The following is a 21,156-nucleotide window of genomic DNA, read 5'->3' as shown; positions in this document are numbered from 1 at the left end:
GGCTAGAAGTACCCCTCGCGCTTGCGGTCTTCCATCGCGGCCTCGGAGAGCTTGTCGTCGGCGCGGGTCGCCCCGCGCTCGGTGAGCCGGGACGCGGCGATCTCGGTGATCACGTCGGCGAGCGTCGTCGCGTCGGACTCGACGGCGCCGGTGCACGACATGTCGCCGACCGTGCGATAGCGCACCTGGCGCCGCTCGACGTCCTCGCCCTCCTTCGGACCGCCCCAGTCGCCCGCGGTCAGCCACATGCCCGAGCGCTTGAAGACGTCCCGCTCGTGCGCGAAGTAGATCTCCGGCAGCTCGATCCCCTCACGGGCGATGTACTGCCACACGTCCAGCTCGGTCCAGTTGGACAGCGGGAACACCCGCACGTGCTCGCCGGGCGCGTGCCGCCCGTTGTAGAGCTGCCACAGCTCCGGGCGCTGCCGGCGCGGGTCCCACTGCGAGAACTCGTCGCGCAGCGAGAACACCCGCTCTTTGGCGCGCGCCTTCTCCTCGTCGCGCCGCCCGCCGCCGAAGACCGCGTCGAACCGCTCGGCCTGGATCTTCTCCGTGAGCGGCAGCGTCTGGAGCGGGTTGCGGGTGCCGTCGGGACGTTCACGCAGGACACCGCGGTCGATGTAGTCCTGTACGGAGGCCACGTGCAACCGCAGGCCGTGCCGCGCCACCGTCCGGTCCCGGTAGTCGATGACCTCCGGGAAGTTGTGCCCGGTGTCGACGTGCAGGAGCGAGAACGGCACCGGCGCGGGCGCGAACGCCTTCAGCGCCAGATGCAGCATGACGATGGAGTCCTTGCCGCCGGAGAACAGGATCACCGGCCGCTCGAACTCGCCCGCGACCTCACGGAAGATGTGCACGGCCTCGGACTCCAGGGCGTCCAGGTGCGACAGCGCGTACGGGCTGTCGTCGCCCCCGTGACTCCCCTCGGAGCCCCCGGAGTCACCGGAGGCCTCGACGCTCGCGGCGGTCGTCATGCCAGACCCCTCTCGGTGAGCAGCGCGTACACGGCTGCGGCGGACTCCTGCACGGTCTGGTCCTGCGACTCGACGCGCAGATCCGGCGACTCGGGCTCCTCGTACGGGTCGTCGACGCCCGTGAGCCCGGAGATCTCCCCCGCGGCCTGCTTGGCGTACAGGCCCTTCACGTCGCGTACGGAGCAGACCTCCACCGGCGTGGCCACGTGCACCTCCAGGTAGGGGGTGCCGCCCGCCTGGTGGCGCTTGCGCACCGCCTCGCGGCTGTCCGCGAACGGCGCGATGACCGGTACGAGGGTCAGCACGCCGTTGCGGGCGAGGAGTTCGGCGACGAAGCCGATGCGCTGCACGTTGGTGTCGCGGTCGGTGCGGCTGAAGCCGAGGCCCGCGGAGAGGAACTCGCGGATCTCGTCGCCGTCGAGCACCTCCACGGCCCGGCCCTCGGCCCGCAGGGTCCGCGCGAGCTCGTGCGCGACGGTGGTCTTGCCGGCGCTGGGCAGGCCCGTGAGCCAGACGGTGGCTCCGGTCACAAGTGTCTCCTGAATGCTCTGAGGGGCGGTCATCCGTGCAGCCCGCACTCGGTCTTGGTGCGGCCCGCCCACCGTCCGGCACGCGCGTCCTCGCCGTCGAGGAGGCGCCGGGTGCACGGCGCGCAGCCCACGGAGCCGTAGCCGTCCATGAGCAGCGGGTTGGTGAGGACGCCGTGCTCGGTGACGTAGGCGTCCACGTCGTCCTGCGTCCAGCGGGCGATCGGCGAGACCTTGACCTTCTGCCGCTTCTCGTCCCAGCCGACGACCGGGGTGTCCGCACGGGTCGGCGACTCGTCGCGGCGCAGGCCCGTCGCCCATGCGGCGTAGCCGCGAAGGCCCTCTTCGAGGGGCTCGACCTTGCGCATCGCGCAGCACAGGTCGGGGTCGCGGTCGTGCAGCCGCGGGCCGTGCTCGGCGTCCTGCTCGGCCACGGTCAGCCGCGGCGTGAGCGTGATGACGTTGACGTCCATGACGGCTTCGACGGCGTCACGGGTGCCGATGGTCTCCGGGAAGTGGTAGCCGGTGTCGAGGAAGACCACGTCCACACCGGGGCGGACGCGGGCGGCGAGGTGGGCGACCACCGCGTCCTCCATCGACGAGGTCACGCAGAACCGCTCGCCGAAGGTGTCCGTCGCCCACGTGAGGATGTCGAGCGCGGAGGCGTCCTCCAGGTCGCGCCCGGCCTGCTCGGCGAGTGCCCGCAGCCCGGCCGGAGTGGCCGTGCCCGGCTCCTGAGCCGTCGTCATATCTGTTCCCCTCCAGTGTCGTCGCGCTGAAGTCCACGGGTCAGCAACCCGAGGAACTTCAACTGGAAGGCTCGGTTGCATGCCGCGCATTCCCACGCGCCATGGCCCTGGTCGTTCGGCCGCAGGTCCTCGTCACCGCAGTAGGGGCAGTAGAAGGGGGCCGCGCGCTCGCTCACGAAAGGGCCTCCTCGGAGGCGCGGCCCGCCCAGGTGGCGAACCGCTCGCCGTCGGCGCGCTCGGCCTGGAACCGCTTGAGCACGCGCTCCACGTAGTCGGGCAGCTCGGCGGCGGTGACCTTCAGGCCGCGCACCTTGCGGCCGAACCCGGCCTGAAGGCCGAGCGCGCCGCCCAGGTGCACCTGGTAGCCCTCGACCTGGTTGCCGTCGGCGTCCAGGACGAGCTGGCCCTTCAGGCCGATGTCGGCCACCTGGATCCGCGCGCAGGCGTTCGGGCAGCCGTTGATGTTGATGGTGATGGGCTCGTCGAAGTCCGGGATGCGGCGCTCCAGTTCGTCGATGAGCGAGGCACCGCGCGCCTTCGTCTCGACGATCGCGAGCTTGCAGAACTCGATGCCCGTGCAGGCCATGGTGCCGCGCCGGAACGAGGAGGGGCGCGCCGTCAGATCGAGCGCCTCCAGGCCCTCGACCAGCGAGTCCACCTGGTCCTCCGCGACGTCGAGCACGATCATCTTCTGCTCGACGGTGGTGCTGAGCCGGCCCGAGCCGTGCGCGGCGGCCAGGTCGGCGATCTTCGTCAGTACGGTGCCGTCGACACGGCCGACGCGCGGGGCGAACCCGACGTAGAACCGGCCGTCCCGCTGCCGGTGCACCCCGATGTGGTCGCGCCAGCGCTGCACCGGCTGCTCGGGCGCGGGCCCGTCGGCGAGCTTGCGCAGCAGGTACTCGTCCTGAAGGACCTGACGGAACTTGGCCGTGCCCCAGTCGGCGAGGAGGAACTTCAGACGGGCCCGGTTGCGCAGACGGCGGTAGCCGTAGTCACGGAAGATCGAGATGACGCCCTCGAAGACGTCCGGTACGTCCTCCAGCGGCACCCAGGCGCCGAGCCGCTGGCCGATCTTGGGGTTGGTGGACAGACCGCCGCCGACCCACAGGTCGAAGCCGGGGCCGAGGTCGGGGTGCACCACGCCGACGAACGCGACGTCGTTGATCTCGTGCGCCACGTCCAGGAGCGGCGAGCCGGAGATCGCGGTCTTGAACTTGCGCGGCAGGTTCGAGAACGCCGGGTTGCCGATGAAACGGCGGTTGATCTCCTCGACGGCGGGCGTGCCGTCGATGATCTCGTCCTCGGCGATCCCGGCGACGGGGGAGCCGAGGATGACGCGCGGGGTGTCGCCGCACGCCTCCGTCGTGGACAGGCCCACGCCCTCCAGGCGCCGCCAGATCTCCGGCATGTCCTCGATGCGGATCCAGTGGTACTGGATGTTCTGCCGGTCGGTGATGTCGGCGGTGCCGCGGGCGAACTCCTGCGAGATCTCGCCGATCACACGCAGTTGGGCGGTGGTGAGCCTGCCGCCGTCGATGCGCACCCGGAGCATGAAGTACTCGTCGTCCAGCTCCTCCGGCTCCAGGATCGCGGTCTTGCCGCCGTCGATCCCGGGCTTGCGCTGGGTGTACAGCCCCCACCAGCGCATACGGCCGCGCAGGTCGTTGGGGTCGATCGAGTGGAAGCCGCGCTTGGAGTAGATCGTCTCAATGCGTGTCCGCACATTGAGACCGTCGTCGTCCTTCTTGAACTGTTCGTTGCCGTTGAGCGGGGTGAAGTGACCGGCAGCCCACTGGCCCTCGCCACGGTGGCGGCTCGCCTTGCGCCCAGGCGCGCGAGGGGCGGCGGTCGCGGGGTTCTCAGGGTTGGCAGCCATGGGTGTATGTCCTTCACAGCGGGCTGAAAGCGGCTCTGACCTGCACACTCGCGAAGAGGGCGCGGGGGTGTGCGGGGAGGGTCAGACAAAGGGGGGAAGCGGCGGTGCTGGGTTTCTCAGCTTGCCGGACACATGGCGCTGGACATGCGGCCGAGGTCGACGTGGCGTCGACTCACCAGGGCGGTTCCAGCTCGAGACATGACGGAAGCGTGTCACGCGCCTTTCGGCGCAGTCCACCTCCGTCCACAGTGTGGACCAAACCGTCCCGCATCGTGGGCGTGCCCGCCCTTCTCCCCGCTCCCCTCCTGGCGGCTACGCCCCCTTTCCTCCTTTATCGCCCCTCCGGGCCTCGTCCTCAATCGCCGGCCAGGCTTTCCCCCACCCGCCCGCCCCTTTGTCCTCAATCGCCGGACGGGCTCTTCCCCACCCGCCCGCCCCCTTGTCCTCAAGCGCCGGACGGGCTGGGTCGGGCGGGACGCGATGCTCCGCGCGTTCCCGCGTCGCGCCGCGCGCTCGTCCTCAATCGCCGGACGGGCTCTTCCCCACCCGCCCGCCCCCCTGTCCTCAAGCGCCGGACGGGCTGAATCAGCCCGTCCGGCGCTTGAGGACAAGGCCGTCAGGCCGGGTATGGGCGGGTGGGTGGGGGAAGAGTCCGTCCGGCGATTGAGGGGGGAGGCCCGCAGGGTGAGGGGCGGGGCGACGGGGGGCCGTCAGGCGTGGTGGGCGTTGGGCCACGGCCCGGGAGTGGGCTGCTCCTGCTGCTGGGAGACTTCCGTGTCGAAGAGACGGAACCCGCGCCGCAGGTAGTTGTCCATGGCGAACTCCCCGTCGAGGCTGCACGTGTGCAGCCACACCCGCTTGGTGACCGCCCGCCCGGGCCACCGCTCAGCGAGATCCCACGCACGCGCCACCCCGTACGACAGAAGATGCCCCCCGATGCGCCGCCCCCGGAACGCGGGGATCAGCCCGAAGTAGACGATCTCGACGACACCGTCGTCCTGGGCGTCCAGCTCCACGTACCCCGCGGGCGTGCCCCGGTCGTACGCGACCCACGTCTCCACGCCGGGCCGCGCGAGATGTTCGAGCCACTGCCCGTGGCTCAGGGAGAGCCGGTCCACCCAGGTGATGTCGCCGCCGACCGCGGAGTAGAGGAACCGGCTGAACTCCGGAGAGGGCACCTCGGCCCGGACGATCCGTACGTCGCCGTCAGGGGCGGCGGCCGGCCGCAGGTCCGCGGGCGAGGTCTGTTCGAGGGACCAGGTGGTGACAGTGATGCTCATGCCGGTCAGGCAATCATGGGCGCCACCACCCGGCCAAGGGAGGAAGGTGCCCATCAGCACGGACCGGCACGGACTGGCATGGACCGACATGGACCGGCACGGGCCAGTACGGACCGGAATGGACCAGTACGGGCCAGTACGGAACGGTGTGACTCGTGTCAGTCGGCCAGGGGCACCCCACCCCGTCAAGGCACCGCAGCCGCCCGCGCCCGCAGCACCGCGGGAGCCAGGGACTGCGGAAGCAGTCGGGACGGATCGGCGGGCAGGACGAGCTCGACGTCGGCGTCCTCGTGGAAGCGGTACGGGCGGTGCGCGAGCAGCCCGCCCAGATAGCGGCGGACGCGGGAAAGCTCCGCGCGGACCGTCACCGTGCGCCCCGGATCGCCGAACAGATCCTCGGCGAGCCCGGCCGCCGTCCGCCCGGACCGGCTCACCGCGAGGAGGTAGAGCAACTCGGCGTGCCGGGGAGTCAGCTCGTGCGTCCAGCACCCCGCGCTGCCGGTGACCGTGACCGTCCAGCGGTGCGAACCGCCGACGTCCACCACGACCCGGGTGGCGACGGGCAGCGCCGCCCCGTGCGGCTCGGTCGACCCGGCGCCGCCGCCGTCGTCGAAGCGCAGCAGCCACCCGCCGGGCAGCGGCGCCACCGAACACCTGCCGAGCGCGGGCAGCCAGGCCCGCCCGTCCGCCAGGGACTTGGGCAGCGTGAGCCGCCCCGGCGGCGGCATGCCGGTGACCGCGGCCGTCCAGCCGTGCGTGTCCACCGCGACCGCCCGCCCGTCGAGGCGGGCGAGGACCGGCGCGGCCACCGAACGCAGCCGGTCGAGGGCCGTCAGATGCTGCTCCCGCAACCGCGCCTCGGCGAGCTTGGCGACCGAGCCGACCAGGGCGAGAGTCGCCGGGTGCATGGTGTCCAGGGGCCCGCTGATGTCCACGACGCCGAGCAACTGCCCGTCCCTCGGGTCGGTGATCGGGGCGCCGGTGCAGGTCCACAGGTGGTGGGAGCGGACGAAGTGCTCGGCGGAGAAGACCTGGAGGGGCCGCCGGGCCACCAGGGGCGTGCCGATGCCGTTCGTGCCGACGATGCTCTCGCGCCAGTCGGCGCCCACCTCGAAGCCGTGCCCGTCGGCCATCCGCAGCACCGACCTGTTGCCCTCGCGCCACAGCAGCCGCCCCTCGGCGTCCGCGACGACCATGATGTGCTGCGCGACGTCCGCGACCGACAGGAGCCCCTCGCGCAGCACCGGCAGGACGTGCCGCAGCGGTGACGACTGCCGCCGCCGCTCCACCTCGTCGGTGCTCAGCATGCCCGCGCGGTAGTCGTGTTCGGGGTCGACGCCGCTCGCCAGCATGCGGTCCCAGGACGCGCCGATCACCGGCCGCGGGCCGACCCGCGGATGCCGCCCCGCGATCCTCGCGTCCCGCACCTCACGCAGCAGCCGTGCGGCCTGCGCGGCGTTCACCGCCGTCAGGCGTTCGAGATCGAACGTCGCATGCGTGTTCATCACCGGTTCCTCCCGCTCCGAGCCCGCCGACAGAGGGGGACACGTCGTCCATCGTGCCCTTCCCCGGCGCGCGGAAGGACGTGCTTGCCTCAGGTGGTGCAAACCCGGACCACGTGCATCGTGCAGAGTTCACGTGCATCGTGCAGGGTTGCAACCTTCTGCAACTCTGGCGAACAGTCGTGCGGTGTTTGAAACTTGGCCGTGCGCCGCTCCGCGTGGCGTGCGTCCCGTCGGGACCTGAAAACCGGGGGTGGTGCCGTGTCGGCGCGGCACCACCCCTGTGACAGCAGCAGGCCCCCACTCCCGTGACAGCGCTCGGCCCGCCTCAGTGGCCATGACAGGACCCGAGACGCCCCGGCGCATCACAGATGGCCCCGGCGCCTCACAGATGTACGGCGGCCCGTTCCACCACGGCTCCCAGATCCAGGCTGTGCGGCAGCGTGCCGAACGCCGCGCCCCAGTCGCCGCCGAGCCGCGAGGCGCAGAACGCGTCCGCCACCGCGGGCGGCGCGTACCGCACCAGCAGTGCACCCTGGAGCACCAGCGCCATCCGCTCCACGAGCCGCCGGGCCCGCGCCTCGATGCCGTCGAGGTCCGCGAGTTCGGTCAGGAGGGCCTTGATCGCACCGTCGAGACGGTGGTCCGCGCCGCGCGCCGCGCCCACCTCCTGGAGGAAGGCGTCGAGGGCCGCCGGCTCCCGCTGCAGGGCACGCAGCACATCGAGCGCCTGCACGTTGCCCGAACCCTCCCAGATCGAGTTCAGCGGCGCCTCGCGCAGCAGCCGCGGCATCCCGGACTCCTCCACGTAACCGTTGCCGCCGAGGCACTCCAGGGCCTCCGCCACCAGCGGGGTGCACCGCTTGGTCACCCAGTACTTCGCGGCCGGAACGGCGAGCCGCAGGAACGCCCGCTCCCGCTCGCCCCCGTCGTCGTACGCGGCCGCGAGGCGCAGCGCGAGCGTCGTCGCGGCCTCCGACTCCAGGGCCAGGTCGGCCAGGACGTTGCGCATCAGCGGCTTGTCGACGAGCCTGCCGCCGAACGCCTCGCGGTACGTGGCGTGGTGCACGGCCTGCGCGACCGCCTGCCGCATCAGGGCGGCGGAGCCGATGACGCAGTCGAGCCGGGTCGCCGCCACCATGTCGATGATGGTGCGCACCCCGCGCCCCTCGTCACCGACCCGGCGCGCCCAGGTGCCGTCGAATTCGACCTCGCTGGAAGCGTTCGACTTGTTCCCGAGTTTGTCCTTGAGCCGCTGGATGGCAAAAGCGTTCCGCGTTCCGTCGTCCAGGACCCGTGGTACCAGAAAGCAGGTGAGTCCGGCCTCGGCCTGTGCGAGCACGAGAAATCCGTCGGACATCGGCGCGGAACAGAACCACTTGTGCCCGACGAGTTCATAGGCGCCGTCGTCGGCGAGCGCCCGCGCCCGCGTCGTATTCGCACGGACGTCGCTGCCGCCCTGTTTCTCCGTCATCCCCATGCCGAAGAGCGCGCCCGCTTTCCGCGCGGCGGGCCGCAGCCCCTCGTCGTACACCGTCGAGGTGAGCCTCGGCTCCCACTCGGCGGCGAGGTCGGGGTCCGCGCGCAGGGCGGGCACCGCCGCGTGCGTCATCGACACCGGGCAGCCGTGGCCGCCCTCGGCCTGCGTCCACACCAGGAAGCCCGCAGCGCGCCGCACATGCCCGCCGGGCCGGTTCCAGGCGGAGGTGAGGCCCGCGGCCACCGCCTTGCCGAGCAGCCGGTGCCAGGCGGGGTGGAACGTCACCTCGTCGACGCGGTTGCCGTACCGGTCGTGCGTGTGCAGGACCGGCGGGTTGTCGTTGGCGAGCGCTCCCCACTCCTGGGCCTGCGCGGAACCCGCGGTGCGGCCGAGGAGGGAGAGCTCCCCACGCGCCCCGTCGAGCAGGTCCGGCTCCAGGTGCCGCTCGACACCCTCCACGAGGGCACGGTCGCACGTGAAGACGTCATATCCCACCAGGGGCGGAGCCTGGTTGGTCACTGTGTGGGTGGTGGCTGCCATGCCGCTACGGTAAGGAGGTGCACCAGGCAAAAGAAACACCCGGGCGGCCACACGGCCGCTGGAAACGGGCCCGCGCTCTCTACCGCAACGTCTCCAAGCGCAGGACCGCCTGGCTGCTGCTGAAGGACACCGTCAACTCCTGCATCGAGTACCGCGTCCTCGGGCTTGCGGCCGAAGCGGCGTTCTTCACGCTCCTGTCCGTGCCGCCGCTGCTCCTGAGCCTCATCGGGCTGCTCGCGTACGTGGACCGGTGGACCGGCACCGACACCATCTCCAGCGTCCAGAACAACATCCTGGAGGCGTCCCGCACCATCCTGTCCGACAAGGGCGTCCGTGAGATCGCACAGCCGATCCTGGAGGACGTCATGAAGGTCGGACGCCCCGACGTGATCTCGATAGGGTTCCTCTTCGCCCTCTGGTCGGGGTCGCGCGCCGTCAACGTCTTCATCGACACCATCACCGTCATGTACGGGCTCGACGGCGCCCGGGGCATCGTGCGCACCCGGCTGCTCGCCTTCGGCCTCTTCCTCGTCGCCCTCGTCATCGGCTCCGTGGCGCTGCCGCTGATGGTGGCGGGGCCCGACGCGGTGGTGAAGCTGGTGCCGGGTTCGGCGACGGTGGTGCAGGTCCTGTACTGGCCGGTGGTCATCATCCTGTCCGTCGTCTTCCTGACCACGCTGTACCACGTGTCGGTGCCCGTGCGTTCACCCTGGGTGGAGGACATGCCGGGAGCGCTGATCGCCCTCGGCATGTGGGTGCTCGGCAGTTTCCTGCTGCGCATCTACCTCACCAGCACCGTGGAGGGTCCCACCATCTACGGGTCGCTCGCCGCGCCCGTCGCCGTGCTGCTGTGGATCGGGGTGTCGGCGTTCGCGGTGCTCGTCGGTGCCGCGGTGAACGCCGCCATAGACCGGGTGTGGCCCTCTCTTGCCACCGCCTCCGCCCGGGAGGCCAATGAGCGGGTGCGGGAGGCTCGGGCCGCCGAGTTCGTCGCCCGTGCCGCCGCTGCGCGCGCCTCGGAGGATCCCGAGGACCCCGACATGCCCTCGGAGTTCCCCGAACGCTGGTCCCGCTTTCTGCCCCCCGACGACGTCACGTCCCGTCTCCGCACCCACCACCACGCCAAGCGCCACGACGAGGGCCCCACCCCCTGAACCTCCGGGGACACCCCCGATCCCCGCCTCAGCCCCCTCCCTTCCTCCCTTTCCGCGGCCTGCCGCCCTCGCCTTAGCTCCCCGAACAGGCTTTCCCCCACCCACCCGCCCTTTCCCCGGCCTGGCGGCCTTGTCCTCAATCGCCGGACGGGCTTCCTCCCACCCGCCCGCCCCTTTGTCCTCAGGCGCCGGACGGGCTGGGTGGTGTGGGGCGGGTGCGGTGAGTTGGGTGGAGTGGGTGCGGTCTTCTGCGCGTCGTTCCTGCGTCGTCGCGCTGCGCGCTCGTGCGCAAGTACTGGACGGGCTGGAATCGGCTCGTGCGGCGATTGAGGCTGAAGGGGTGGGTGGGTGGGAAATAGCCCGTCCGGCGATTGAGGACAAGGCCGTCAGGCCGGGAAAGGGCGGGTGGGTGGGGGAAATCCTGTCCGGTGTTTGAGGGCGAGCGCGCAGCGTGGGAAGGGTGGGCGGGTGGGGGAGAGGCTCAGCGCTTCCAGGCGGCCCCGGCCACCCCCTCGTCGACGAAGCGGGAGAATTCCCTCGGGCCCCGCCCGAGTACCTCCCGCACCCCGTCGGAGACATACGCGTTACGACCGTCGAGATTCGTCTCGAAAAGGTCGATCAGGAATTCCACCTCCCCTTCGGGAACCCCGAATCCACGAAGCGCCGCCCCGTACTCCACCGCCGCCACCGGCACATAGGAGAACTCCCGCCCACCCGCACGGGATATCTCGGCCACCGCGTCCCGGAAGGACAACAACCGCCCCCCGCTCACCTCCAGCACCCGCCCGGCATACCGCTCCCCGGCCCCGAGCACCGCGACGACCACCTCCGCGACGTCCCGCACGTCGATGAACGGCTCCAGCACCTCACCCCCGGGAAAGACGAGCTCCCCGCCCTCCCGCATGGCGTCGGCCAGCGGCCCCTCGCTGAAGTTCTGCGCGAACCACGCGGCCCGCACGACGGTCCAGCGCACCCCGGCCGCCGCGAGCGCGTCCTCCGTCGCGTGCGCCTGGTGCTCACCGCGCGCCGACAGCAGCACGAGATGGCGCACCCCGAGCTCACCGGCACGGCGGGCGAACGCGCCCACCGCCTCGGCGGCGCCGGGCGAGCCCACGTCGGGCTGGTGGGCGAGGAAGGCGGCGTCGGCGCCGCGCAGGGCGTCCGTCCAGGTGGCCGGGTCGGTCCAGTCGAAGAGGACCGGGCCGGAACGCGCCGCGGCCCGCACCTCGTGCCCGGCGTCCCGCGCCGCCTCGGCGACCCGGCTCCCCACCCGCCCCGTCGCCCCGGTGACCAGCACCGTCATCGTGTTCTCTGGCGTCTCACGTGTCGTCTCACGCGTCGTCTCACGCGTCGTGTCACGCGTCGTGTCACGCGTCGTCTCACGCGTCCTGTTGTCGGTCATGGCCCCAGTCAACTGCCGCCCCGGCCCAGGAGCCATCCTCGAAGGACTCACTCCCATACGCGTACGTCTACGCTGCCCCCATGGACGTACTCGCCGGCCTCCTCGAGGGCCCCCGAGCACGCGGAGCCTTCATGATCCGCGCATGCTTCGAGCCGCCATGGGCGGTCCGCATCGCGGACGAGGCGCCCGTCTCCGTCATGATCATGGTGCGGGGCGAGGCGTGGATCGTGCCGGAGGGCAAGCAGGGCGAGCAGGCCGGGCACGGGGCCGAGCCCCGGCTCGTCCGGCCCGGCGACGTGGCCGTCGCCCGCGGTCCCGGCCACTACCTCGTGGCGGACGACCGGCGGACCGAACCGTACGCCGAGATCGGACCGGGCCAGGTCTGCACCCCGCTCAACGGCGCGCCCGACGGCCACTACGCGGGCCTCGGCATGCGCGCGTGGGGGCAGCGCGGCGGATCCGCGCAGATGCTGATCGGGACGTACCAGATGCGCGGGGAGATCACCGGACGGCTCCTCGACGCGCTGCCGCCGCTGCTCGTCCTGCCCACGGACGTGTGGGACTGCCCCCTGACGCCGTTCCTCGCCGAGGAGATCGGCAAGGACGAGCCGGGCCAGGACGTCGTCCTCGACCGGCTCCTCGACCTGCTGCTCATCGCGGCGCTGCGGGCCTGGTTCTCGCGGCCGGAGGCGGCGGCGCCCGCCTGGTACCGGGCGATGGGCGACCCTGTCGTGGGCCCCGTCCTGCGGCTGCTCCAGGACGATCCGGCGCGCCCCTGGACCGTGGCCTCCCTCGCCGCCGAGGCGGGCGTGTCCCGGGCCGCGCTCGCCCGGCGCTTCAACGACCTGGTGGGCGAGCCGCCGATGACGTATCTGACCGGCTGGCGGCTCGCGCTGGCCGCCGACCTGCTGCGCGACAGCGCACTGACCATCGCGGCCATCGCCCGCAAGGTCGGCTACGGCAGTGCCTTCGCCCTGTCCGGCGCCTTCAAGCGGGTGTACGGGGTCAGCCCGCAGGACCACCGCGCGGGCGCGTCGTAGCCTGGCGGTATGAAGGGCGAGGCACGCGCGCGCCACGACCCGCCCGGCGCCTCGTACGCCGAGCGGCCCTCCCGCGTGCTGCCCGGCGCCGTCGTGTGGTCGAAGACGGCCCCGGCCACCGCGTCGGCGGCGGGCGCGGCCGTCCTGCCCGACGGCTGCATGGACCTGCTGTGGACCGAGGGCAGGCTGTTCGTCGCGGGCCCGGACACCCGCGCCCACCTCACGAAACCCCCGGACGGTGACGCCGCGCGACGGTACGCGGGCGTCCGCTTCGCCCCGGGCGCGGCCCCCGCCGTCCTCGGCGTCCCCGCGCACGAACTGCGGGACCTGCGTGTGGAGTTGGCGGACCTGTGGCGGGCCCCCGAGGTCCGCCGCCTCACCGCCCGCGTCGACGCGGCCGACGATCCCCTCGCCGCCCTGGAGGCCGTCGCCGCCGAGCGCGCCGCGGACCGGACGCCGCCCGATCCGCTCCTGGCCCGCGTGGTGCGGTACCTGAACGCGGGGCACTCGGTCGCCGAGACCGCCGACGCCGCCGGTATCGGCGCCCGCCTGCTGCACCGGCGCTCCCTGCCCGCGTTCGGGTACGGGCCCAAGACCCTCGCCCGGGTGCTGCGGCTCCAGCGGGCGCTCGCGCTGGCCCGCGCCGGACGGCCGTACGCGGACACGGCTGCCGCGGCGGGCTTCGCCGACCAGGCCCACCTGGCCCGCGACGTCAAGGAGTTGACGGGCATGCGCCTTTCGGACCTGCTCTCCCCGCCCGCGCGATGAGGCACCGGGAAGGTCAGGGGAGCGGCGCGAACAGGTCGGCGCCGTTGCCGTCGGGGTCGAGCACGGTCGCGTACCGCTGCCCCCAGACCGCGTCGAACGGCTTCAGCTCCGAGCGGTACCCGGCGGCCACCAGCTCCTCGTGCACCGCGTCCACCCCGGCGGGCGTACCGCAGTGGAAGGCGAGCCCGATCCGCCCGGCGCCGGGCACCGACCGCCAGTCGGGGTGGAAGGAGCGGACGGTCTCCTCGGTGTCGAGAGCGAAGCGCAGGCCGTTCGCCAGGGTGGCCTCGGCGTGCGGCAGGTCCTCGGACCCGGCGGGGAAGTCCAGGCCGAGCCTGCGGTAGAAGGCGAGCGACGCCGCCAGGTCGGACGTGACGACGCCCACCATGTCGAGGCGGGGCGCGACCGGGGACGGGGCGGCGGTGGGGTGCGTGTCGTTGCTGTTCATGCCGTGAGCGTAGGCAGCCGGGCGGCACGCGGTCTTGAAGGAATCGGACGCGCGCCGGCGCGCGGACGGGGCGCGGGCGGTGTCCGTGGCTGTCCCGGGCCCCGAATCCTCGCTACGGTGGTGTCATGGGTATCCCTGGCGAGAACCATCTGGCAGCAGCCGTCGTCGCCCACCGGGGCAGGGTGCTGCTCGTGCGCCGCAGTGAGACGGAGCGGTTCCTGCCCTGTGTGTGGGGGGTGCCCTGTGGAAAGCTCGAACCGGGCGAGAGCCCACGCGACGGCGTACTGCGGGAGCTGAAGGAAGAGACCGGCCTGCTCGGCCACGTCGTCCGCAAGGTCGGCGAGTCGTCCTTCGTCAGCCGGTACAAGGGCCGCGAGGTCAAGAACTGGCAGGACAACTTCCTGGTGCGTCCCCTCAGCCTCGACGTGACGCTGCCCCACCCCGATCAGGACTACCGCTGGCTCACCCCCGAGGAACTGGGCACGGTGGAGATCGACGACTACAACAACGAGATCGTGCGACAGGCCGTCAACAGGCTCCGAGGCCGCTGACCCGCCACCGCGACACCCCGCGCCCCCTCTCATGGGCGCGCCAACTCATCCCTCCCGTCGATGAGTTCGCTCAGGCTCCGCAGTTCCTCCAGGTACTCCGCCTCCTCCAAGGGCTTCTTGGAGATCGCCCGTGTGCGCCGCCCCGGCACGCCACCGCCCGTGTACACATCAGCCCCCGGATGCGCGTCCGTGTGCGTGAACACGTCCGTGTAGCGGCGCCTGCCCGCCCCCGTCTCCAGGAACAGCGTCACCGCCGCCTCCGGCGAGGCGCACCAGGCGCGGTGCAGGGCGTACGACGGCAGGGCGTAGCCACTGCCCGCCGTGTACTCGGCCGTCTGCGTCAGCCGCAGCCGGGCACGGCCGGCGGGCTCCAGGAGCCAGTCCCGCACCTCCTCCGACAGCGACTCGCGAAAACGCGCCGCCGCGAGCGGGCCGTCGCCCGCCGTCTCGTACAGCTCCATGCCCAGGGTGCCCCGCACCACGTAGGAGGCGAGCGGCGAGCGGTGGTTGTGGATGTCCTCGCGTGCCGCGCGGTGCGCGCCGGGGTGCCACACGTGGGCGCGCAGCATGTGCCGGGTGCCGACGTCGATCAGGAGCAGCTTGTCGAAGCCGAGGACGTGCCGGTACGAGAGCCGCGCACACCCCGAGGGGTCGCCGGTGCCCGCCGCGAGCTCCGCCACGAGCGCGGAGAGGCGTCCCGGGTCGCCCAGTTCGGCGACGACCGTCCGCGCCGTCCGCACCAGTGCCTCATCGGCCAGGCCGTCCAGGGCCCCTTCGAGCAGTGTCCGGGCCCGCAGGACGTGCCGACCACCCATGCAGTGCCGCCGCCTTTCGGTCGTCCCGCCCGCCGGGGCGCGAGGCCGGAGCTCAGGCGCCCGGCTGATACATCCATACGGCATGGGCGCGCAGCGCCGAAAGGCCCTGATAGGTCATCCACAGCGGACGGCCGAGATCGTGCCCGTCCCAGTTCCAGATGCCCTCGTCCTGCTGGCGCAGCACACCCGCCACGGCATCGGCCAGCAGCGCCCGCCAGGCCTCCTCGCGGCCCTCGGCGACGGCGATGTCCCAGGCGCCCCGGGTGAGCAGCGCCCGCACCATCCACGCCGCGGTGAAGTGCCGTACGAACAGGACCTCCTGACGCCAGGAGTCCTGCGGATGCGGCCTGCGCACCTCCTCCTGCGTGTTGAGCAGGTCCGCGCAGCCCTCGTGCGCCGGCATCGGGCAGGACAGCAGCCAGCGGATGCCGTCCTCGCGCGCGGAGCGGCTGTTGACGTCCTCGTCGCCGAGGACGCGGGCCGTCCGGTCCAGGGCGACGACGGCCTGCGCGGTGTGCGCGGGCGAGGGCCGCGTCGGATGCGCCGAGGTCGGGCGCAGCGTCGGTCCCCAGCAGCGCCGGCTCTCCCGGGCGGGGTCGGTGATGGTCCTGTCGACCAGTTCGTCGCGCAGCCGGGCGATGGCGGGCGATGCGGGCGCCGCGCGCAGCAGGCCCCGCAGGACGGTCGTCACCACATGCGTCCTGGCCAGGCCGGACGGCTCCAGGTCGGCCGTGAAGCGGGCCGCGCAGCGCGCCGCCTCGTCCGCGAGCCGGTCCGGGTCCGCGCCCGCGCGGGCGAGCGCGCCGAGCACCAGGGCCGTCACCTCCGGCCTCGGCACGGACCCCTGCGAACGGGCGGCCCAGCCGCCGTCGGGCAGCCGCAGCCGCCACAGCGTCCCGACCAGGTCCGCGGGGTTCAGACGGCCGTCCTGCACGCCGAGTTCGAGGACCAGATGCAGTCCGTACGCGGTGCCCGTGGGCGTGGGCCGCACCGGCAGGGTGGGCTCGTCGAGGGCGTGCGGCCAGCCCGTGAGGAGCCCGCGGTCGGGATCGTCGAGGACGGCGAGGTCCGCGAGGAGCGTGCGGTGCGTCGCGGCGGCCAGCGCCGGGAACGGTCCCGGGCCGGTGTCGGGGGCGGTGCCGGGGCCGCCGGGCCCCGCCGCCGTCCGCCGTGCGGCCGTCGTCCACCGCGAGCCCGCCGGCCCCGCCGTGCCGGTGTCGTCGCCGACCGCCCTGGCGCGCAGCAGCGCCGCGGCCAGCCAGGCTGCGGCGCTCGTGCCGACGCCGCTGACCGCCGCGATGCCGTACCGTGCCGCGTCCGCGGAGAGTTCCTGCGGCAACACCCCGACCAGGGACTGGAACACGGCGTAGCCCGCGGCGACGCAGCCGAAGCCGCCGAGCCAGCCCACGAATCTCCCCTGCCGCGAGGTGTCCGGGGGCGGCGGTCCCGGATCCGGCCGGACGGGGGTGCGGCGGAGCTGCTGCTGTGACACGGAATGTTCCCTCCCCCCAGGGCGCCGCGTGGTTCTCCGTCCCTCCCAGTCTAGGGGGCCACCACGGTGTTCCTCCGGGTCAGGAAGGGTCCGCGACGGGGCGTCCCGCGGTCCGCGCGGCCCCGTCGCGCGGCCCTCACCGCTCCCGCGCGACCGTGGTGAAGGTGAAGGCGAACTCCGCCGGTGCCACCCGCAGTTCGTGCTGCGGCAGCACGCCGGGGCCGCACGACTGGGTGCCGATGCCGCGCTGCCCGTGGTCGAGGTGCACCCATACCGTGTCGCCCGGCACCAGGTCCGTGCGGTGGGCCGCCGCGTCCAGCTGCTCGGTGCTCCAGGGGCGGGCGGTGAACCAGAACGCGGGGTCGCCGACGATCCGCACCCCCTCGCCGTCGGAGCGCGTGCGCAGTTCGGCCCAGCGCACGTCGGCGCGGGCCCCGTTCTCCTGCGGGCGGACGTAGGGCGTCTGCATGCCGCCGACGTCCCTGTGCCACCGGCTCACGCACGAGGCGGAGCCGGTGTCCGGGTACGCCTCCCCGGGGCCGCCGCCGAACCAGTGCGCGTACCCCAGGGCGGCGGGCAGCCCGAGCCGGATGCCGAGCCGGGGCAGCGGCACCTGCCAGTCGCCCTCCGGCGTCACCGACACCGTGAGCCGCAGCGCCTCGCCGTCGGACGTCCAGCGGTGGACGGCGCGCAGCGCCAGATCGCGGGCCGCGGGCGCGACCCTGGTGCGGACGGTGAGCGCGCCGTCGCCCGACTCCACGTCGTTCAGGCGGTGCTGCATCCGGTCCAGGCCCAGATCGCGCCAGAGGGGGCCGTAGCGGGTGTCGGGCTGCCAGGGTGCGCCGTCGTCGTTGTCCGTGGTCGCCCGCCACACGTCGAGGCGCGGTGCCGCCCTCAGGGTGACGTCGCCGATGGCCCGCAGCTCACCGGTGCGGACGTCGAAGCGGCCGGGGCCGAGAGCCAGGTCGTAGCCGCAGGGGCGCGGGCGCGCGCCGGTGGCGACGGGCACGGGCGGGCGCGGTGTGACGGCGAAGTCGGCCCGCGCCACCACGTGGTCGAGCGCGGTCCAGTTGGTCTCCTCGCAGATCATCGCGCTCACGTGCAGCCGGGTCTCGGCGCCGCGCGCGGCCGGGGGCGGCTCCGGCAGCTTCAGCTCGACGCTCTCGCCGGGGCCGAGCTCCGGCGGCACGTCGAGGGGGCCCGACACCGCCCGGTCCGGGCCGTCCATGAGGTACGTCCACTCGAAGGCGAGCTCCGACAGGTCCGCGAAGTCGTACAGGTTGGTCACCGACACCGTGCCGGACACCGGGTCGTAGGTGAACCGCACCGGCTGGATCACCTGCATGTAGTCGAGGAGGCCGGGGGAGGGCGTGCGGTCGGGGAAGCACAGGCCGTCGCAGACGAAGTTCCCGTCGTGCGGCCGCTCGCCGAAGTCCCCGCCGTAGGCGTAGCCGAACTCCGGGTGCCGCAGGCCGTGGTCGATCCACTCCCAGACGAAGCCGCCCTGCAACCGGTCGTAGCGCTCGAACAGGTCCTGGTACTCGCGCAGCCCGCCCGGACCGTTGCCCATGGCGTGCGCGTACTCGCAGAGCACGAACGGCAGCCGCCGCCGCTCCTCGGGGCCCCCGTCCTCGCCCCGGCCGATGCGTTCCACCTCGGCGTGGTCGGCGTACATCCGCGAGTACATGTCGGTGTCCTGGCAGGACGGGTCGCCCTCGTAGTGCAGCAGCCGGTCCGGGTCGCGTTCGCGGATCCACGCGGCCATCGCGCGCAGACCGCGGCCGGTGCCGCACTCGTTGCCGAGGGACCACACGATCACCGACGGATGGTTCTTGTCCCGCTCGACGGTACGCGCCGCACGGTCCAGGAGGGCCGGGGTCCAGCGGTCGTCGTCGACGGGGTTGCCGCCCCGGCCGAGCGCCGTGAAGCCGTGCGTCTCCAGGTCGCACTCGTCGATCACCCACAGGCCGAGCTCGTCGCACAGGTCGAGGAAGGCCGGGTGCGGCGGGTAGTGGGCGGTGCGCACGGCGTTGATGTTGTGCTGCTTCATCAGCATCACGTCGGCGCGCATCGTCGCGAGGTCCAGGGCGCGGCCGTGGTCGGGGTGGAACTCGTGCCGGTTCACGCCGCGGAAGAGCAGCGGGCGCCCGTTGACGGTGATGAGCCCGTCGGTCAGCGCGACCGTGCGGAAGCCCACGCGCAGCGCGATCCGCTCGCCCGGCGTGCTGAGCACCGCGTCGTAGAGACGCGGCCGCTCCGCCGTCCACGGCTCGACCGGCACGGTCACGCCCTCGCCGGTCGCGACGTCCACGCCGAGCTCCGGCACCGTGACCCTGCCCGGCACGTCGCAGTCCACGCGCAGCGTGCCGGTGCCCTCCTCGTGGTCGTACGAGGCGTGCGTGAAGAAGTCCCCCGCGGCGCCCGCGGGCCGGTGCAGCAGCGTCACGTCCCGGAAGATCCCCGGCAGCCACCACTGGTCCTGGTCCTCCAGGTACGACCCCGACGACCACTGGTGCACCCGTACGGCGACGACGTTGTCGACGGGGCGCAGCAGGTGCCCGACCGCGAACTCGTGCGGCAGCCGCGAGCCCTTGAAGTCGCCGAGCGGCGTCCCGTTCAGCCACACCCGCGCGCACGACTCCACCCCGTCGAACCGCAGCACCGCGGTGCCGTCCGCGGGCCAGTCCGCCGGCAGGTCGAAACAGCGCAGATGGTCACCGGTCGGGTTCTCCGTCGGCACCCGCGGCGGGTCCACGGGGAACGGGTACTGCTGATTCGTGTAGTGGGGCGCGCCATGGCCCTGCAGCACCCAGTGGCCGGGCACGACGACCTCGTCCCACGCGGCGGCGTCGAACCCGTCCGCGGCGAACGACTCGTCAGGACCGCAGGCGCCGGGCGAAAGGCGGAACCGCCAGCTTCCGTTCAGGGACAGGGAGGCGGCGTCCGAACCGGCGCACCAGGCTCGCGGCGGCAGACCACCGGTGCCGGGGGACACGTCCTCGTGGTAGGGGAGCTCCATGACTCCATCAGAACGTGTGCGGGCGGTGCCGCTCAATTCTTTGCGTCGGAGGGTTGTTGGATTCTTGATGAACTGATGGGACGGAAGCGTGGACGGTGGCGCGTTCGGGTGACACCGGTGGCCGGAACGGCGAACAAATGGGTGGCGGGCCCTCGGAGGCGAGGGCTACAGTTCTGATCGTTCCACGGCGGTGCACGACCGCCGTGGCCGGTCGAGCGGAATTTTCGGGAGGTGTGGTTCATGGCTGTCGTTGCGAAGGGTGCTGCCCGCATCCAGACGTCCGTCCACATCACCTCCGTGGTCTCCGGCTGACTCCTCCTCTTCCTGCCTTCTTGGCCGCGCCCGTCCGGCGCGCACGCCGGGGCCACCCTTGTGAAGGGTTCCCCTTGACTTCCTCCGCTTCCTCCCAGTTCTCCGCTTCTTCCGCCGCTTCCGCGTGCTCCGCCTCTTCCCGCCTCTCCGCCCTCGCCGCCTACGGCTGGGACGAGGAGTGGGCCGCCGCCTTCGCCCCGTACGCGGAGCGCGGACTGCTGCCCGGACGGGTCGTCCGCGTCGACCGCGGCAGCTGCGACCTGGTCGTCACCGAAGAAGGCGTCGTCCGCGCCGACACCACCTACGTCACCCCGCACGACCCGCTCAGGGTCATCTGCACCGGCGACTGGGCGGCCGTGGACCCGGCCGGCGGCGACCCGCGCTACGTCCGGGACTATCTGCCGCGGCGCACGTCGTTCGTGCGCTCCACCTCCTCCAAGCGGTCCGAGGGGCAGATCCTCGCGGCCAACGTGGACCACGCCGTGATCGCGGTGTCCCTGGCGGCCGAGCTCGACCTCGGCCGCATCGAGCGGTTCCTCGCGCTCGGCTGGGAGTCCGGCGCCCAGCCCGTCGTCGTCCTCACCAAGGCCGACCTCGTGCCGGACGCCACCGCCCTGTCCTACCTCGTCGAGGACGTCGAGACGAGCGCCCCCGGCGTCCAGGTGCTGCCCGTCAGCGCCGCCACCGGAGAGGGCGTCGACGTGCTCGCCGCCGTCGTCTCCGGTGGCACGTCGGTGCTGCTCGGCCAGTCCGGCGCGGGCAAGTCCACCCTCGCCAACGCCCTCGCGGGCGCCGACGTCATGGAGGTCCAGGCCATCCGTGACGTCGACGGCAAGGGCCGGCACACCACCACGACCCGCAACCTCCTGGTCCTGCCCGGCGGCGGCGTCCTCATCGACACGCCGGGACTGCGCGGCGTCGGCCTGTACGACGCGGGCACCGGCGTCGGGCAGGTCTTCTCCGAGATCGAGGAACTCGCCGAGAACTGCCGCTTCCAGGACTGCGCGCACGTCGCGGAGCCCGGCTGCGCCGTCCTCGCCGCCCTCGACGACGGCACCCTGCCCGAGCGCCGCCTCGACAGCTACCGCAAGCTGATCCGCGAGAACCAGCGCATCGTCGCCAAGACCGACGCCCGCGTCCGCGCCGACCTGCGCCGCGAGTACAAGCGGCGCGGCGCCGAGGGCCGGGCGGCCATGGCGGCCAAGCGGGGCCGGCTGCGCTGAC

General features: G+C 72.8%; 19 protein-coding genes. 5 read left to right on the top strand and 14 right to left on the bottom strand.

All coding sequences use genetic code 11. From position 1 onward, the window contains the following. Nucleotides 1-2: 2 nt before the first annotated feature. The 9 genes from cysD to GPA10_RS16435 form a co-directional block, all read right to left on the bottom strand. A complete protein-coding gene (gene cysD / locus GPA10_RS16470) occupies nucleotides 3-974 on the bottom strand; it encodes a sulfate adenylyltransferase subunit CysD (RefSeq protein WP_246259217.1) in 972 nt (323 codons plus the stop codon). Further along, nucleotides 971-1,537, bottom strand: coding sequence for an adenylyl-sulfate kinase (cysC, locus tag GPA10_RS16465; protein WP_157166174.1), 567 nt, complete (start codon nucleotides 1,535-1,537; stop codon nucleotides 971-973). The genes cysD and cysC overlap by 4 nt, the downstream gene beginning before the upstream one ends. Continuing rightward, entirely contained in the window at nucleotides 1,534-2,250 is a 717-nt protein-coding gene (locus GPA10_RS16460) for a phosphoadenylyl-sulfate reductase (protein ID WP_058849314.1), read from the bottom strand. Before GPA10_RS16460 ends, cysC begins: the two co-directional genes overlap by 4 nt. Further along, nucleotides 2,247-2,426, bottom strand: coding sequence for a hypothetical protein (locus tag GPA10_RS16455; RefSeq protein ID WP_058849313.1), 180 nt, complete (start codon nucleotides 2,424-2,426; stop codon nucleotides 2,247-2,249). The genes GPA10_RS16460 and GPA10_RS16455 overlap by 4 nt, the downstream gene beginning before the upstream one ends. Continuing rightward, nucleotides 2,423-4,129, bottom strand: a complete 1,707-nt coding sequence (locus GPA10_RS16450; protein ID WP_157166173.1) for a nitrite/sulfite reductase — start codon at nucleotides 4,127-4,129, stop codon at nucleotides 2,423-2,425. The genes GPA10_RS16455 and GPA10_RS16450 overlap by 4 nt, the downstream gene beginning before the upstream one ends. A 116-nt stretch (nucleotides 4,130-4,245) precedes the next feature. After that, nucleotides 4,246-4,329, bottom strand: coding sequence for a putative leader peptide (locus GPA10_RS43695; protein ID WP_318657890.1), 84 nt, complete (start codon nucleotides 4,327-4,329; stop codon nucleotides 4,246-4,248). A 510-nt stretch (nucleotides 4,330-4,839) separates the two neighbouring features. Next, nucleotides 4,840-5,409: a GNAT family N-acetyltransferase gene (locus GPA10_RS16445; protein ID WP_058849311.1), complete on the bottom strand. Its 570-nt coding sequence runs from the start codon at nucleotides 5,407-5,409 to the stop codon at nucleotides 4,840-4,842. Between the two features lie 185 nt (nucleotides 5,410-5,594). Further along, nucleotides 5,595-6,914, bottom strand: a complete 1,320-nt coding sequence (locus GPA10_RS16440; protein WP_157166172.1) for a GAF domain-containing protein — start codon at nucleotides 6,912-6,914, stop codon at nucleotides 5,595-5,597. A gap of 382 nt (nucleotides 6,915-7,296) precedes the next feature. Further along, on the bottom strand, nucleotides 7,297-8,931 hold the full coding sequence (locus GPA10_RS16435) for an acyl-CoA dehydrogenase family protein (protein WP_058849309.1): 1,635 nt from the start codon (nucleotides 8,929-8,931) through the stop codon (nucleotides 7,297-7,299). Nucleotides 8,932-8,948: 17 nt separating this feature from the next. On the opposite strand from GPA10_RS16435, the gene GPA10_RS16430 reads away from it, so the two are divergent. Further along, nucleotides 8,949-10,085, top strand: a complete 1,137-nt coding sequence (locus GPA10_RS16430; protein ID WP_343040959.1) for a YihY/virulence factor BrkB family protein — start codon at nucleotides 8,949-8,951, stop codon at nucleotides 10,083-10,085. Between the two features lie 481 nt (nucleotides 10,086-10,566). Here the strand turns inward: GPA10_RS16430 and GPA10_RS16425 are convergent, their stop codons facing one another. Continuing rightward, nucleotides 10,567-11,388, bottom strand: a complete 822-nt coding sequence (locus tag GPA10_RS16425; RefSeq protein ID WP_246259283.1) for an NAD(P)H-binding protein — start codon at nucleotides 11,386-11,388, stop codon at nucleotides 10,567-10,569. A gap of 179 nt (nucleotides 11,389-11,567) precedes the next feature. Here GPA10_RS16425 and GPA10_RS16420 point away from each other — a divergent pair, with 179 nt between their 5' ends. Both GPA10_RS16420 and GPA10_RS16415 read left to right on the top strand, forming a co-directional pair. Next, nucleotides 11,568-12,527 carry an AraC family transcriptional regulator gene (locus GPA10_RS16420; RefSeq protein WP_157166170.1) on the top strand — a complete coding sequence of 320 codons (960 nt, stop codon included), beginning with the start codon at nucleotides 11,568-11,570 and terminating at the stop codon, nucleotides 12,525-12,527. Nucleotides 12,528-12,536: 9 nt separating this feature from the next. Next, complete coding sequence (locus GPA10_RS16415) at nucleotides 12,537-13,295, top strand: helix-turn-helix domain-containing protein (RefSeq protein ID WP_157166169.1); 759 nt, start codon at nucleotides 12,537-12,539, stop codon at nucleotides 13,293-13,295. Between the two features lie 13 nt (nucleotides 13,296-13,308). Here GPA10_RS16415 and GPA10_RS16410 read toward each other — a convergent pair whose 3' ends face one another. Further along, entirely contained in the window at nucleotides 13,309-13,743 is a 435-nt protein-coding gene (locus GPA10_RS16410; RefSeq protein ID WP_157166168.1) for a VOC family protein, read from the bottom strand. 125 nt (nucleotides 13,744-13,868) lie between these two features. On the opposite strand from GPA10_RS16410, the gene GPA10_RS16405 reads away from it, so the two are divergent. Beyond that, entirely contained in the window at nucleotides 13,869-14,294 is a 426-nt protein-coding gene (locus tag GPA10_RS16405) for an NUDIX hydrolase (protein ID WP_058849304.1), read from the top strand. Between the two features lie 29 nt (nucleotides 14,295-14,323). On the opposite strand, the gene GPA10_RS16400 is transcribed toward GPA10_RS16405, so the two are convergent. The 3 genes from GPA10_RS16400 to GPA10_RS16390 all read right to left on the bottom strand — a co-directional run bounded on the left by GPA10_RS16400 (nucleotide 14,324) and on the right by GPA10_RS16390 (nucleotide 19,620). Further along, the gene (locus tag GPA10_RS16400; protein ID WP_157166167.1) at nucleotides 14,324-15,109 is read right to left on the bottom strand and encodes a hypothetical protein; all 786 of its coding nucleotides are present in this window, start codon (nucleotides 15,107-15,109) and stop codon (nucleotides 14,324-14,326) included. Nucleotides 15,110-15,161: 52 nt separating this feature from the next. Continuing rightward, nucleotides 15,162-16,601 (bottom strand): prenyltransferase/squalene oxidase repeat-containing protein, encoded by a 1,440-nt coding sequence (locus GPA10_RS42485; protein ID WP_343040957.1) that lies wholly within the window; start codon nucleotides 16,599-16,601, stop codon nucleotides 15,162-15,164. A gap of 136 nt (nucleotides 16,602-16,737) precedes the next feature. After that, nucleotides 16,738-19,620 (bottom strand): glycoside hydrolase family 2 TIM barrel-domain containing protein, encoded by a 2,883-nt coding sequence (locus GPA10_RS16390; RefSeq protein ID WP_157166166.1) that lies wholly within the window; start codon nucleotides 19,618-19,620, stop codon nucleotides 16,738-16,740. Between the two features lie 386 nt (nucleotides 19,621-20,006). Here GPA10_RS16390 and rsgA point away from each other — a divergent pair, with 386 nt between their 5' ends. Continuing rightward, complete coding sequence (gene rsgA / locus GPA10_RS16385; RefSeq protein WP_157166165.1) at nucleotides 20,007-21,155, top strand: ribosome small subunit-dependent GTPase A; 1,149 nt, start codon at nucleotides 20,007-20,009, stop codon at nucleotides 21,153-21,155. Nucleotide 21,156: the final 1 nt, after the last annotated feature.

Source organism: Streptomyces typhae, from assembly GCF_009755605.1.
Classification (GTDB): domain Bacteria; phylum Actinomycetota; class Actinomycetes; order Streptomycetales; family Streptomycetaceae; genus Streptomyces; species Streptomyces typhae.
The sequence above is the reverse complement of the archived record's forward strand: the minus strand, read 5'-3'. Positions and strand labels throughout refer to the sequence as shown.